At 44.0% G+C, this 13518-nt stretch carries 13 protein-coding genes; 2 read left to right on the top strand and 11 right to left on the bottom strand.

The window, feature by feature from the left end:
• Positions 1–4 precede the first annotated feature (4 nt).
• Entirely contained in the window at positions 5–3106 is a 3102-nt protein-coding gene (locus tag Q4Q52_RS16060) for an HsdR family type I site-specific deoxyribonuclease (RefSeq protein ID WP_311991086.1), read from the bottom strand.
• 261 nt (positions 3107–3367) lie between these two features.
• On the opposite strand from Q4Q52_RS16060, the gene Q4Q52_RS16055 reads away from it, so the two are divergent.
• Positions 3368–3526 (top strand): hypothetical protein, encoded by a 159-nt coding sequence (locus tag Q4Q52_RS16055; RefSeq protein ID WP_107946363.1) that lies wholly within the window; start codon positions 3368–3370, stop codon positions 3524–3526.
• 2 nt (positions 3527–3528) lie between these two features.
• Positions 3529–3651: a hypothetical protein gene (locus Q4Q52_RS16050; RefSeq protein WP_311991085.1), complete on the top strand. Its 123-nt coding sequence runs from the start codon at positions 3529–3531 to the stop codon at positions 3649–3651.
• Positions 3652–3767: 116 nt separating this feature from the next.
• Here Q4Q52_RS16050 and Q4Q52_RS16045 read toward each other — a convergent pair whose 3' ends face one another.
• The 10 genes from Q4Q52_RS16045 to prmA form a co-directional block, all read right to left on the bottom strand.
• A complete protein-coding gene (locus Q4Q52_RS16045) occupies positions 3768–4991 on the bottom strand; it encodes a hypothetical protein (RefSeq protein ID WP_311991084.1) in 1224 nt (407 codons plus the stop codon).
• Positions 4992–5390: 399 nt separating this feature from the next.
• Positions 5391–6680 (bottom strand): restriction endonuclease subunit S, encoded by a 1290-nt coding sequence (locus Q4Q52_RS16040; RefSeq protein WP_311991083.1) that lies wholly within the window; start codon positions 6678–6680, stop codon positions 5391–5393.
• Positions 6673–8409 carry a type I restriction-modification system subunit M gene (locus Q4Q52_RS16035; protein ID WP_311991082.1) on the bottom strand — a complete coding sequence of 579 codons (1737 nt, stop codon included), beginning with the start codon at positions 8407–8409 and terminating at the stop codon, positions 6673–6675. Before Q4Q52_RS16035 ends, Q4Q52_RS16040 begins: the two co-directional genes overlap by 8 nt.
• A 430-nt stretch (positions 8410–8839) precedes the next feature.
• On the bottom strand, positions 8840–9535 hold the full coding sequence (locus Q4Q52_RS16030) for an inovirus-type Gp2 protein (RefSeq protein WP_311991081.1): 696 nt from the start codon (positions 9533–9535) through the stop codon (positions 8840–8842).
• An 83-nt stretch (positions 9536–9618) separates the two neighbouring features.
• On the bottom strand, positions 9619–9789 hold the full coding sequence (locus tag Q4Q52_RS22240; protein ID WP_409373432.1) for a helix-turn-helix transcriptional regulator: 171 nt from the start codon (positions 9787–9789) through the stop codon (positions 9619–9621).
• 40 nt (positions 9790–9829) lie between these two features.
• A complete protein-coding gene (locus Q4Q52_RS16025) occupies positions 9830–10075 on the bottom strand; it encodes an AlpA family transcriptional regulator (RefSeq protein WP_311991080.1) in 246 nt (81 codons plus the stop codon).
• Between the two features lie 107 nt (positions 10076–10182).
• Positions 10183–11007: a DUF6387 family protein gene (locus tag Q4Q52_RS16020; protein WP_311991079.1), complete on the bottom strand. Its 825-nt coding sequence runs from the start codon at positions 11005–11007 to the stop codon at positions 10183–10185.
• A gap of 116 nt (positions 11008–11123) precedes the next feature.
• Positions 11124–11429: a DNA-binding transcriptional regulator Fis gene (gene fis / locus Q4Q52_RS16015; RefSeq protein WP_006083371.1), complete on the bottom strand. Its 306-nt coding sequence runs from the start codon at positions 11427–11429 to the stop codon at positions 11124–11126.
• 16 nt (positions 11430–11445) lie between these two features.
• Positions 11446–12414 carry a tRNA dihydrouridine synthase DusB gene (dusB, locus tag Q4Q52_RS16010; RefSeq protein WP_106649201.1) on the bottom strand — a complete coding sequence of 323 codons (969 nt, stop codon included), beginning with the start codon at positions 12412–12414 and terminating at the stop codon, positions 11446–11448.
• Between the two features lie 174 nt (positions 12415–12588).
• Positions 12589–13470: a 50S ribosomal protein L11 methyltransferase gene (gene prmA / locus Q4Q52_RS16005; protein ID WP_311991078.1), complete on the bottom strand. Its 882-nt coding sequence runs from the start codon at positions 13468–13470 to the stop codon at positions 12589–12591.
• Between the last annotated feature and the right edge of the window lie 48 nt (positions 13471–13518).

Below are 13518 nucleotides of genomic sequence, written 5' to 3'. Positions count from 1 at the left end.
GTGGTCATTGCTTATTAAACTTGTGTTTTGCCAATTCCATAAATCTATCTTGCAGGTTGGAGATCAATTCTACGTTGCTAAATGATGCATCAATAACGGCGCGTTTGATCTCTTTTTTCAACCGTTTTATCTCATCTCCCTTATTGAAAAAGTCGACTATTTGAGTCGCTTCATCAAACATGGCTACAAGGTTTTGAGTGATCGTCTTTATCTCAATTAACTGGTGCTCGTCTATGACTTCAATGTCGCTTGTTTTGGTCACTTCAGCGGTAAGTATGTTGTAGAAGGCATACTCAGTTTCGGAAAGCCCTGCATCTTTTGCGGCTCTACGACGGTCAATCTCAATCGTGTCGACCATAGACAATAACAGTTCTAATTGCTGTTCCCATTGCCCTGCGGTCTTCTCGATAATGTCTCTGAGTCTTAGGCTGAGGGATTTGTAATACTCTGGGTCTTCCTCAAGCTTGACGGTAATATGGTGCTTAATCGCGCTTTCAATTTCTGAGGCTTTAGATTCAGTCGATTTTTCTGGTCGAATACTTTCTTTAAAATTTGCTGCCAGTAGGTCAATAGGCGGTATTTTGGGATCAACGCCTGTACTTAAAATATGCTCGTCCACCAGCTTACGCACTTTAGCGCCAATGTCCTTCATATCCAAACCTGCATCTCGGTACTGGTTTCGTGCAGCATTATGGACTTTACCTAGCAGTTTCATATCCGCTAAAAATGGCGCTGCGGCTACATCGGGCAGAATGATGTTCATTTGCTTTGCAAATCGCTTAAATGCCATATCAAACTGTGCTCGAATGGCTTCATCTTTTAGTGCAAGCACATAGCTATCAACGTCTTTATTCTTGATATGTCTAAAAAATGAAATGGCGAGGGTATGTGTTGCTTTTAGCTTGGGAATTTCATCTTTGAGGCTTTGATAAGTGCCGTCGACATCATCACTGCTGAACATTTCCATGGCTTCGATAAGATAGTTCGATAGACCAAAGTAGTCGACTACAAAGCCGCATTCTTTTTTTGCATAGGTGCGGTTTACTCGAGCGATAGCCTGCATCAGCGTATGGTCTTGCAGCTTACGATCGATATACATCACTTGTGCTATCGGCGCGTCAAACCCCGTCAGTAGCATGTCTTTCACGATTAAGAATGCGACTGGGTTTTCCGATAACGGCTTAGTAAAATCTTGGATTATCTTCTTTTGCTTTGTCTTGTCGGTATGAGCAGCAATATAGGCTTCATCGTTGTGATCACCCGAGATAATCACTTCACTAGGTGGAGCGTTTAACTCATCTAAGGTCTTTTTAAACACAGTGGCCGCATGGCGACTACCCACCACTATCATGGCTTTAAAACCGTCGGGTTGTATGTGCTTGCGGTAGTGTTCAAGTAAGTCCATGCAAACCCAGCGAATGCGGGCAGGCGCTTCGCGAACGGCGCGCTCAACCCCGTATTTTTGTTTAATCTCCCGCTGTTCTTCTTTGCTATAGCTACCAAAGTAAGCCTCAAACAGTTTGCCTAATGACTCTCCAGCGACTTCAGTCTTTACTTGGCGGCCTTCATACAAAATACGAACGGTTGCGCCATCATCCACCGCTTGATTGATCTTGTATTCATCAATATAACCACCAAAAGCTTTATCCATTTTCTGGGTTTTCAGTAGTGGTGTACCTGTAAACCCAATTTTAGGAGCGTTAGGTAGGGCAGCGTTGATGGTCATGGCAAGGCCACCAAACTGAGTTCTATGGGCTTCATCGGCAAGTACGATGATTTTGTCACTCGGGTTTAAGTTAGCAAAACCACCGTTTTCATTGTCGGCACTCAGTTCCTTCTCTAGCTCTAAAAATTTTTGCACCATAGCAGTCACAAGATCAGAACTGTCTTTTTTCAGTAGTGCTTTTAATTCTGTCACTGAGCCAGCGTTATAAATGGTTTCACCTTGGGCAGCGCGGAAGGTGCTAGATAACTGCTCATCCAACTGAGTACGATCAGTAATAAACACGAGTTTGTATTGCTTAAGCACAGGATCACGGCGCATTTTAACGGCAAGCATGACCATGGTCAGCGATTTGCCGCTGCCTTGGGTATGCCATACCACACCCGACTTCTCTTTGCGGTCTTGACCTGTTTTAAGGCGCTCAATGACTTTATTGACCGCTCTATATTGCTGGTAACGTGCGACCTTCTTGATCAGCTTGCCTTCAACTGGCTCAAATATAATGAAGTTTTGCAATATATCGAGGAAGCTAGCTGGGCTGAATATACCAGCAATCAATCGTTGTTGTGCTGTTACCGCAGTGATTGCATCGTAGTTTGAGCTGGTGGCGGTATAAAGTGCAGGGTTATCGTTAACCTGCATATCGTTGAGGCTGCTACGGCTAAAAGCCTGAGATAAATTCTGTTCGCTTAACGTGTCATCGGTAAAGGGATAGGCATCTTTCCAATCGGCATAGTGGGATGCATTGGAACTAATTGTGCCCACTTTGGCCTGATCGCGGCAGGTCGATACCATCAGTTGGTTGTACCAAAAAAGCCGCTGTGCGCCTTCATCATCGACGCTATTGCGCAGGTTTGCATATCTGCGTAATTGGCTAATTCCTTCGCTCATTGGTGCTGAAATGTAGGGGGATTTACATTCGATTACAGCCAGCGGTAAGCCATTAATAAAGCATACAATATCAGGGATAATACTTTGATTTACGCCTTCGACTTTAAACTGTGAAGTACAGATAAACTCATTGGCCTCAAGGTTATCAAAATCAATCAATTTAACGGTTTGGCCTTTACGCCCTTTACCAACGTCTTGCTCAACTGAAAGGTAATTCACTAAGGTTTGATAGATGGCCTGATTGTATTCCATCAAGCCGATAAAGTTTGGATGGGTGATATCACGGCAAACCTTGCGTAGGTTTTCATCGTTAATCCAAGGGTTAATTCTTTTAATGGCAGCTTCGAGCCGTCCCACCAGCACGACATCCCGTAGATAGGGTCTTTCTTGGTATTCAGGTGTGAGTTTAGTCCCCGCAATGTACTGCCAACCTAATAGCGATAATTGCGTAATAGCGGGTAATTCGACCTTATGTAGCTCGTCCTGATCCATATCTATCCCTTTACCAGATGATTAACGACATCTTTTGTATCTGATTTTTATACGATTGATTTTTTTATGCAATCTAACAGGCTTTTATATTACAGAGGCATTGCACGAATAGCAGCTGACAATATCAATGGAATACGGGGCTAATTCAAAAATATACCAATTTGGACGATTTCCCACCCACTGCAAGCTCAAAAAGCTCAGGCACAATCTCTCTCGTTGGAAGGGGCTCCTGCCAACGTAACCCTAAATTGGAGAAATAACATGAGCAATAAAACACCAATGACCCCACAAGCAGCCGCGCGTATTCAAAGCTCAACTGCAAATCAAAACGGGGGTACTGTAGCTAAGGGCAGTTTTGCTGCCAAAGCGCAGAGTGCGGCGGCAAAGAATTCTGGTAATGGTAAACAGGGAGGTAAGTAATTATGTCTCAACATGATGACGATAATCATAGCAACCAGCTTAATCCCAACAATGACGCTTACTGGCAGAGCCGTGGTGAAGATGAGCGTCCAGATGATTGGCAAGAGCAACTTGATGAAGAATGAAAGGATCAAGTTGTTGGCGCTAAATCACTACTAAAGTTAACGGCGTTACAGCGTTCAACCAAAAGATGGTGTCTCCAGCGGTATTAGGTAAAAGGCCATGGTGATGAAATGGCCTTTTATTTTTTGATAAGTGCGGCTCGATAGTGTTCAAAATAGGTAGGGTAGCGAGCCAGTACTTTTTCTCGTATCGAAGCGCTCTGAATATCGGGAGTCAGTTTCACACACTCATTTATTTTGATATCAATGGCGCGGGCAATACGGAAGTAAGTTAATACAGCTTGGACATCGTAGTTTCCATGCTGATTGAATAATGCTGTCAAAAATGCCTCTAGTTTAGCCTCCGAAGGTAGATTTTCTCCGTTACGCCAATACTTTAACTGGTTATATTGTCTATCAATTAAGCTTTCAGCTAATGGATAATTCTGTTGAGTGTCTGCACTATTTTTAATGGGAATAAAAGCTGCCATTGCTCTCCAGCTAAGTTCAGTATCATCCGAAGATAAAAAGCGTTTAAGTTCTATCAGCACCGCTTCATAGCAACAGCATTTGACGTCAGAGTGCGCAAATGTATGCATGACCTTAGAGAAAAAGCTGGTTTTCCCATATGGTTCAAAAGTGTCAAACTTTCGCTGATAGTATTGATATAACCCGACTTCATAATGGGCTATGGCTGTCAGGAAAAAATCAAAGATCATGTGATACACGGCTTCATATAAGCGTTGATTAGGCTCATCTGATGGCGATTTTAAAGCGTCGGAGGCATTTAGGTATGAGGTGTAATAAGCTAACTGCTCAGGAGGGACTAAGCTGTAATGTTGCCAAGTTGGCAGTAAGGCTTGCCATATTGTGATGTAGTCATTTTTGTCTATTTCACCAATCTTTATTTGTTTTTTTATGGTTTTCAGCATTAAATAATCAGCTTCACTTCGGGAAATAAGCCAATCTCCAAGCGTAAAAAGTTCATTATCGTTTTTAACAGTACTAATACCCAATCCTAAGGCGAACCAATCACCCGCATTAGAGCCAGCCTTTGCGGGGCGCAATAATTTCAATAGGTTTGCCGTGGTAAAAAATATTTTAAAAGAGACCGAGATATTTTCACCAAAATTATAGAGTTTGGTTAGCGTTCGAAGGCTAACCCCCTGAGTCAGTATGTTTGCCTTAGAACTTTTGGCTATTTTTGAGTCAATTTCGTGAACACGTTCGAAAAATGTGATTTGCTGCGGAATGTTTTCGGGCAGTAGTAATAGCCGTGCAACTTCTGCCGTAGATGGCAAAAAAATGCTTGTAAAGTGAGAGGGTGGAAAGAAATATTTACCATCCTTGTTCGGCTTAAACATACTCCTCCTTTAGTTGTGTATTGGTTGATGCTAGGGTTGAACGCGATAACTAATAGAGAAAGCTACATTTTTTTGTTTGGTTAAGGTATGTGTTTTACCATCATCCGCAGTACGTGCAAATATTGCACATACTGAATCCCGCTCAAGTTCGCCCTCTTTAAAGACGTTGTTGATATGCTTAGTGATCACCGAACGCTCACGGTCGAACAATACACAAATTTCTGCTTGGGTTAACCAAACTGTCTAGGTATCGACGGCCACAGTTAGCTGTAACTGACCGTCTTGGCTGATAAAAATATCATATTGTGATAGTTGGCGATCCACTGTTTATCCTCTTAACTCAAGGGGCTGTACTGCGCTTATGCTGCGTCGCGGTCAATGCCTTGCCGTCCATTGGGGTTAGACAACTAAATCGTTATCGACCCTAACCCGCACTTTACCCGTCAATAGATCCTGCATAAGGGCTTTTTTGAGATTTAGTAATTTAGCGAGTTTTTTTTCTTTCTGTAAAATTGAAAAGTCGACACTATTTAATGATCCTAGAATTTTATTTTGTTCATTAAGTGGCGGCGTCTTTATTTGTATTTTTCCGCAATCAGGTACGCGCATATGTGGAACAGTACTTCCCCCACTAAAATTCTCAAGCTGCTTTCTCCCATATTCACTCATCAAAGAGTACATTAAGAATCCAGACGAGGTCTTTTTTTCATTTGCTCGATACATCATGGTGCGTTGCCCCAGAAAAATACCTCTAGAGTCTTCAAGAATGCCGCATTCACCAACAGGTGCTTCTCGGGTAAAAATTAAATCACCATTTTCAGGTTTAATACGACGAGTCCAATTTTCATATGTTTCTTTCGATACACAGCGAACATTTTCTGTATCAACTCGCCCGTGACGGACGTTAGTTGTACGGATCATCTTATACGGTGTTTTAAAATCGACTACAGGAGCTGTTTTGTTCACACAGTCTACAACATGGGAGCAAAGATCTGCGATTGGTTGTACTTCCCAGCTTTTTGGGATTTTGCCAACGGGGGAGTCTTTAAATTCGGTGTGGGGCTCATATTTATCACCTTGCTTGATGCCAACCCCCTTGGTGAGTAGCTCTTGCATCATGCCGCTTTTTAAATCTTTGAGCTTGTCGATTTGTGCCTGTGTTTTTTCAATGACGTCATCCACAGAAGTCAAAATCGCCGCAATCTTTTGCTGTTCAGGAAGTGGTGGGAGGATTGCTTCAATATTCCTTAGTTTTTCCTTGTTTAAGGTTACTCCTTTAACTGCTTGATCGATATCACCTAACAAATCCCAAGAGTGTAAGCCTTGGTAGAAATATTGTAGATCAATAGCTTTTTCATTTATTGGCTGAAATGCTGCAATAGCCTCATTTGTGTAAAGATCTCTTCCCGCAAAAGCTACTCGACCGACGGATAGCTTAAAACTCATTATTACCGTTCCTTTAGGAACCAGCTTCACGTTTGACTTCTTGATGCCTAAATCAGTAATTTGCTCTGCTGTTTGTGAAATTATCCGTCCTTTCAAATCCCTAATTGACACCCAATAATTGCCAGTTTTACATTCAGCGTCCCAAAATAAAGGTTCATTTCTGCTAGGAGTACCACCGATTGCAATATTAAACAGGTTTTCAAATTTGTTTTTTTTCCAATCAGCTGGAATGGTATTACTCATAACCCAGCTCCTTCAAGTAACCTTGCATCATTTGCTCTGCTTCTGCCACCTCAGCATCGAGCTGGTAGAGCGAGACATGGTACTTATCCCACCAGCGTTCAAGTTGCGTGATGATGCTGGCTGCAACCTCTGTATCAGCATGGCTAACATGCTCACGGATCTGCTCTTTGGTTTCGATTTCCGCTCTGAATTGATAATAGCCTTCGACCTTGGGCTCAAATACGCAGCTCACATCAAAGCCTTGAAGGATTTCCTCTTGAATATAATCGTCTTGCACTTCACGCAGTGGAATACCGCCGTGGAGAATGGCGCGCACATCGAAGATTTCTGAGGGTGGCGAGGTATCGGCATAGCGGCGAATATTGAGGTTGTAGTCGTTATCGCGGATATCTTTTAGTGTGACTATGGCTGAGTAGCGTTTGATTTCGCTAAAGCTGTCGAAGGTTGCGACGATTTTATTGATATCTTGCAGACGTAAACTGTTTTGGTTTTTGCCTTCTTGATATTCCAGTTCGGCATTAATGAACAGTACTTTTCCTTGGCGCTCGCTCGGCTTTTGTTTATTGATAATCAGCAAACTGGCGGGGATACCTGTGCCATAGAATAGGCCTGAGGGTAGGCCGATCACCGCTTCTAATAAGTCGTCTTCGAGTATGCCTTTACGAATGTCTTTTTCGCTTGAGCCTCGGAACAACACGCCATGGGGCATGACTACGCCGACCATGCCATCATCATTCGTGCTGGCGATCATGTGCTGCACAAAGGCGAGGTCGCCTGAGTCTTTTGGTGGTGTGCCATAGGGGAAGCGGCCATATTTATCGTTATCGCAGTCTTCTTTGCCCCATTTCGATAACGAAAACGGTGGATTGGCAATCACGCGATCAAACGTCATTAGACTGCCTTCTTGAGTATGCTTTGGCTCGCGCAGGGTATCGCCTTTGCGAATGTCGGCACTTTGTACCCCGTGCAAAAACATGTTCATCTTACAGATTGCCCATGTATTGAGGTTCATCTCTTGACCGTATAACGATAGGTTCGCGGCGTTTTCATTATGGGTCGCAAGGTAATTACGCATTTGGATCAGCATACCGCCCGAGCCTGCGGTGGGGTCGTAAATTCGCATTCCCGCATGGGGTTTGAGCAGTGCCACCAGCAATTGTACCACTTCGCTTGGGGTATAGAATTCACCGCCTTTTTTACCAGCGCTGTCGGCAAACATTTTAATTAAATATTCGTAAGCTGTGCCAAGTAAGTCTGGACGTTCGAAATCGCTATTGCGCAGACGGTATTTGCTGAAGTGGCTGAGCAGGTCGCGCAGCTTATTATCGGAGAGCTTGTTTTTAATATTGAAGTCGATAGTGACCAACACGCCCTCAAGGTTTGAGTTGTGTTCTTCAATGGCTTCAGCGGCGGTATTGAGCGCCTCACCTATGTTGTGCTTTAAGTCTTTAAGCGCTGACCAGCGGGCAACTTCAGGAATATAGAAGGTGCTGTCGTATTCATCTTCATCACTGGCTAAGGCTTCGGCCTCAACTTGGGTTTTACCTTTGGCAAGATAATACTCGATCACCTGTTCACGGGCTTCATCAAATGAATCCGATAGACGCTTAAGGAACATCATGCCGAAGATGTAGTCTTTGAACTCTGACGCATCCATATTGCCGCGTAGAATATCCGCCGTTTCCCAGAGGAACGATTCTAACTGTTGAAGAGTGATTTGATTTGACACTGATTTTCTCTAATGAATTCGGTTAGCACATTGGGGTAAGTGGTTATGATAAAAGTCCCCTGTGCATTGATGCGCCAAAGTGTACTGATAAGGGGGAAAGGGTACAACGTTATGATGGGTAAATATGCGCTGTGCGGCAAAGTCGTGCCGTTGGTGCTTGATTGCTTCTACTTTTACTCTATGAATTTGATTTTACAAACTGTCAACATGCCTTGTTGTTAAAATGTTAACCGTGTCATTGTTTTGGATCTTATGCAGGTTTTGGTTGAGCTCTCCTCACTCTTTGCCAGTGTATGATTTTGTTTTATATGCATTTTTATGGATATCTGGTTTTAAGCTGGTGTTGTTGTGATCCACTCATGGCTGATCCACGTTTCAGCGTGAGATCCACTTCAGCCCAAGCCTAATTGTTTTAAACTTGTTAGTATTTTCATGCTCGGCTTGAACTCGTTTGAAAGCGTTTTACTTTATTTGGGGTGAGTTCTTTACTGTAATTCTTGGCAAGGTAGCTGATCCGGTGAATTGCAGAATCTAAACCTTTAAGTCCTTTGCGTTCAACTTTGTAGCTCGCGGATTTGGGTAGCCATGCTGAAGTATCTGGATGCATATAGCAGGCTTTTTGCACTTGTTGAAATGCACCCCAGCCAGACTTCGCTTTATGTCCATCGAGCAGAATGAAGCAGTGATAATGGGCTTTATCACTTCTTGGTGTTTGTTCTCGCACCCAAAACAACCACGTTTTAGATTGGTACTTCTTATCTAGGTATCTCAATAAGGTTTTTCGGTATTTGCTGATTAAGCTGTTATTGGGTGTTTCTGTATAGACGCGGAGATCGAATCTGACAAGCAGGATTTTAGAATAGTGACTCAGTGCTGCTAGTAGTTGATTAATAACAGCATTCATAATGCTGGAGTTGATGCCGTGTTCAAAGCTCATCACTTGAAATAAAGTCTCTTGGTATAGAAAACCTTCTAAGGTAAAGCGACGAGCGGAAATATTATTAATAACCTGCTCGTGATTCGGGTTGTAATCTGGCGTAAAGCCAGACCTGCCATAGTATTGCTGGTGTTCTGATTGCTTTTTTTTGCTGGTTAAACGTGGTTTTGAATTTGCATTTGTCAGCATTTAATCGCACTCGATTGAACTTTGTCGCAATTTGTTGCAATTACAGGCCAAAATAAGGCGGCCAATGCCGCCTTTCATGGGTGTTACTTAGTGCTGTTTAGCCAGTTAATGTAACTTGATTCTGACCAGCCAATGGTTCGGCATTGGCATTTTATAGGTTGAATGAAGGCCTTTCTTTTTACTCGTCGGTATAGGGTTGTTCTATCGATGCCGAGTAATTGGCTCATTTCTGTGATTCTTATTATTCGCTCCATCGGTCGTTGCTGGAGCAATTGAGCGTATTGGGCTCGTGCATTAACCTTCATATCCGGTTCCCTGAGTGAATTGTTCGGATAGTTCACCTCCTGAGTGAACCCATTGCATAAGCTCTGATAGACGCCAACCGACGGAGCGGTTTCCCAATTTGATTCGTTTAGGGAAACGGTTAAGTCTTTCTAATTGGAAAGCTTGCGAACGGCTGATTGAGGTGATGAGTTTACGCTCTGATTCACGCACGATACGGTCTTGAATAGCTGATGGATTGATACTAAAGATAGACATGAATGCTCCTGAAGATTGTCTCTGTTTGACCTAGGAGCATCTTGCCTGTTTGCAATTGTGATTTCGGGGTAAAAATGAAATTTGATTTTTACCCCAAATTTAATCCCTTAAATATCCTGCATCTTAGTGCCTAACGCCCAAGTATTGTGCCTGATATTGGCAAGCAGTTGCGTTAGATGAGATTCGTTGCCGAGAATCTTGCGATAAAACGGTGCATAGGTTTTTTTATATAGCTCGATTCGAAGCTCTTGTTTAGATTCTTCTCCAAGCAGTAATTCACTTAGCACATTTTGCGTAAATTCCAGCTTTTGCCAATTATCTTCATAAAAAGGGACATGGTTATAGCAATACATCATGAGATCAAGGTAGGGGATCAACTTATAAGTCAGCAGCTTTTTGAAGGTTTTCTCATTTGCTTGAAAATTATCAGGCGCTTTGGATTCGGGGATTGATAGGGTTTTGCGCAACTGATTAATCAGGAACTCACAGTCACCCAATATCGCTTTATTGGGTTTAGTTAAGTCTATGCCTACCACAGTTAAGTCTCGATTCTGCCCCAGCAAAGGCATTAGTAGTTGCGGCTCTAAGTCTAAGTAGTGATCACCACTGCGGAGTTTAATCTCTTCAGTTATCCCGAGAAGATCAACATGGTTCATTGCGATGACTGTCGGAAAGTCTGGCGGCGTAATCGGATTTGAATTGATGATGACATAGCCCTTCTGGATCAGTTGCCACTTTTTACTGTCAGTCAGCTTTCTACCATTAGGTAAAGTCGGTGAGTTGTGAAGGGTCAACCTGAACTCTAGCTCATTAAGAAATTGTGCAGCGGTGAGATCTGCTAGGCAATCATAGTTCTTAATTGAAAACCATTTAGGCCATTTCGGATGGTCTGATGTTTTAATTCGTATTGAGATAGGTATAGGCGTTTTCATTGATAAAGGTTCGACTAGGAATTCTCTCGGGGTACATATGGGGGTACATATAATGTGAAAAGGGGCTAACCCTTACAGGTTAACCCCTTTCCTAACAATCACTTAATCCTTGCGGATTAATTCATGCCGTATTTTTTCAATTTTTTACGCAGAGTACCACGGTTGATACCTAGCATGTTTGCTGCGCGGGTTTGGTTGCCACGAGTGTGTTGCATGATGATGTCAAGCAGAGGCGCTTCAACTTCGCTTAGCACCATTTCATAAACTTCTTGTGCTTCCTGACCGTCCAACTGTGCGAAGAAGTTAGTTACGGCACGCTTTACTGCGTCACGTAATAACTGGGGCTTGATAGTGCCGTTTGCGGTTTCGATTTTGCCAACGGTAAGCTGGTGAACTTCTGTGTTAGTTGTCTGATCAAACATTCTATTCTGCTCTTTATTAATTCTGTACTAATTCATCAAAATAACATTCCACGAGGGAATACTGTTCTGCAGCGGTTTCCAGCCGATTAAAGTCAGCCCTAAATTGGCGCTGAGCTTCTTGGTCTAGGTACCATCCCATATGCTTTCTGGCGAAGCGGATACCCTTGTATTCACCATATAAATCATACAGTTTGGTGAGGTGTTCCAGCATCACTTGACGCTGTTCGGCAACCTCAATGGGCGCTAGCTTATTACCCGTTTCCAAGTAGTGCTGGATTTCTCTGAAAATCCAAGGCCGTCCTTGAGCACCCCGTCCTATCATCAAGGCATCGGCACCGGTGTATTCCAGCACAAAGCGGGCTTTCTCCGGACTGTCGATATCCCCATTAGCGACGACAGGAATCGAGACATTCTGTTTGATTGCTTTGATCGTGTCGTACTCAGCATCGCCTCTGTACATACATTGTCTCGTACGGCCGTGAACGGCGAGCGAGGCTATGCCACAATCCTCTGCAATCTGGGCGATTTGAACACCATTCTTGTGTTCTGGCTCCCAGCCGGTGCGAATCTTTAACGTGACGGGCACATTCACTGCGGCGACCACGGCTTGTAAAATTTCTTTTACCAGCGGCGGGTTTTGCATCAGCGCTGAGCCAGCCAGCTTTTTATTCACTTTTTTCGCGGGGCAACCCATATTGATATCAATGATGTGAGCGCCTTGTTCAACATTGAACAACGCGGCTTGCGCCATTAAATCAGGATCGGCTCCTGCAATTTGCACTGAGCGGATGCCTTCCTCGCCAGAATGCGTCATGCGCTGGCGGCTTTTATCTGTATCCCAAACTTCAGGATTGGATGAAAGCATCTCGGAAACCGCTAGGGCTGCGCCATAACGAAGACAAAGATTACGGAAAGCTTGATCGGTGACACCTGCCATTGGTGCCACGATCAGCTGATTGTTCAGTTGATAGGGTCCAATCTGCATTTTATGTTTCACCTTAGCTCTTCAAAGGGGCGCTATAGTAGCCCTTTTTGTTGGCCGTGAAAAGGTCAATAAATGACCTAGAGGTAATTTTTTTTCTTGACTTTTAATCGGCGAGAAGTCAGAGGCTAAATAGTTGGAAGCCAGCGGTGGCGCATGTTGCGCCACCCTTTAGCGCTATTTACGCTTGCCTGTCAAGCGGCTCCAATCTTCTTTGTGAGCCGCTGCGTCCATATCGAACCATTGGCTATAAAAGTCAGAGATTTCTTGGGCTTGTTCTTTGAGGAGACCGGAAAGGGCAAGTTTGCCACCGGTTTTTACGCGTTCTGCGATCAAAGGCGCTAATTCACGCAGTGGGCCGGCAAGAATGTTGGCGACCAGTACGTCGGCTTTGAGATTGGCGGGTTGATCTTCTGGTAAGTACAAGGCTAGCTTGTCGGCGACATCATTGCGCTCGGCATTAGCACGTGAAGCGTCGATGGCTTGATAGTCGATATCGATACCTGTGACGTTTTTCGCGCCCAGTTTCAGTGCGGCTACGGCTAAGATGCCAGAGCCACAGCCAAAGTCGATCACTTCCTCATTGCTTAAATCTAAGCTGTCTAACCATTCTAAACACAGTGCAGTTGTAGGGTGGGTGCCTGTGCCGAAGGCAAGACCTGGATCGAGGATCACATTGACTGCAGTTGGATCGGGGATCTCGCGCCAGCTTGGGCAGATCCACAGACGCGTGCCGAATTGGATTGGGTGGAAGTTATCCATCCACTCACGCACCCAGTCTTTATCTTCAATTTGTTCTACTTTATGGCTGAAGTGCTCACCGAGGAAAGGCAAGGTTTTCAACATGGCGATGGTCGGTGTCAGATCGGTTTCTGCATCGAATAAGGCAACGACAACGGTATCGCGCCACAGTGGGGTTTCGCCCAGTTTAGGTTCAAAAATAGGGGTGTCTTTACCGTCTTCAAAGGTGATAGAGACTGAGCCTTCTTCCATGAGCAAGTCGCTGATGGTTTCAGCGTCGTCGCTATTGGTGTTGATTCGGAATTGGATCCAAGGCATGGGGGCATCCTGTGGCTGAGTGTGCAAACGCTAAGGGTTCAAAATATC

The sequence above is a fragment of the Shewanella sp. SP1S2-4 genome (genome assembly GCF_031932075.1).
Lineage (GTDB): Bacteria > Pseudomonadota > Gammaproteobacteria > Enterobacterales > Shewanellaceae > Shewanella > Shewanella baltica.
This window is presented reverse-complemented; position numbering and strand designations above follow the sequence as displayed.

Excerpts from the sequence above, each read along its gene's own strand:
- Q4Q52_RS16060 (WP_311991086.1), bottom strand. The coding sequence starts at position 3,106 with ATGGATCAGGACGAGCTACATAAGGTCGAATTACCCGCTATTACGCAA.
- Q4Q52_RS16055 (WP_107946363.1), top strand. The coding sequence starts at position 3,368 with ATGAGCAATAAAACACCAATGACCCCACAAGCAGCCGCGCGTATTCAA.
- Q4Q52_RS16050 (WP_311991085.1), top strand. The coding sequence starts at position 3,529 with ATGTCTCAACATGATGACGATAATCATAGCAACCAGCTTAATCCCAAC.
- Q4Q52_RS16045 (WP_311991084.1), bottom strand. The coding sequence starts at position 4,991 with ATGTTTAAGCCGAACAAGGATGGTAAATATTTCTTTCCACCCTCTCAC.
- Q4Q52_RS16040 (WP_311991083.1), bottom strand. The coding sequence starts at position 6,680 with ATGAGTAATACCATTCCAGCTGATTGGAAAAAAAACAAATTTGAAAAC.
- Q4Q52_RS16030 (WP_311991081.1), bottom strand. The coding sequence starts at position 9,535 with ATGCTGACAAATGCAAATTCAAAACCACGTTTAACCAGCAAAAAAAAG.
- Q4Q52_RS22240 (WP_409373432.1), bottom strand. The coding sequence starts at position 9,789 with ATGGAGCGAATAATAAGAATCACAGAAATGAGCCAATTACTCGGCATC.
- Q4Q52_RS16025 (WP_311991080.1), bottom strand. The coding sequence starts at position 10,075 with ATGTCTATCTTTAGTATCAATCCATCAGCTATTCAAGACCGTATCGTG.
- Q4Q52_RS16020 (WP_311991079.1), bottom strand. The coding sequence starts at position 11,007 with ATGAAAACGCCTATACCTATCTCAATACGAATTAAAACATCAGACCAT.
- fis (WP_006083371.1), bottom strand. The coding sequence starts at position 11,429 with ATGTTTGATCAGACAACTAACACAGAAGTTCACCAGCTTACCGTTGGC.
- dusB (WP_106649201.1), bottom strand. The coding sequence starts at position 12,414 with ATGCAGATTGGACCCTATCAACTGAACAATCAGCTGATCGTGGCACCA.
- prmA (WP_311991078.1), bottom strand. The coding sequence starts at position 13,470 with ATGCCTTGGATCCAATTCCGAATCAACACCAATAGCGACGACGCTGAA.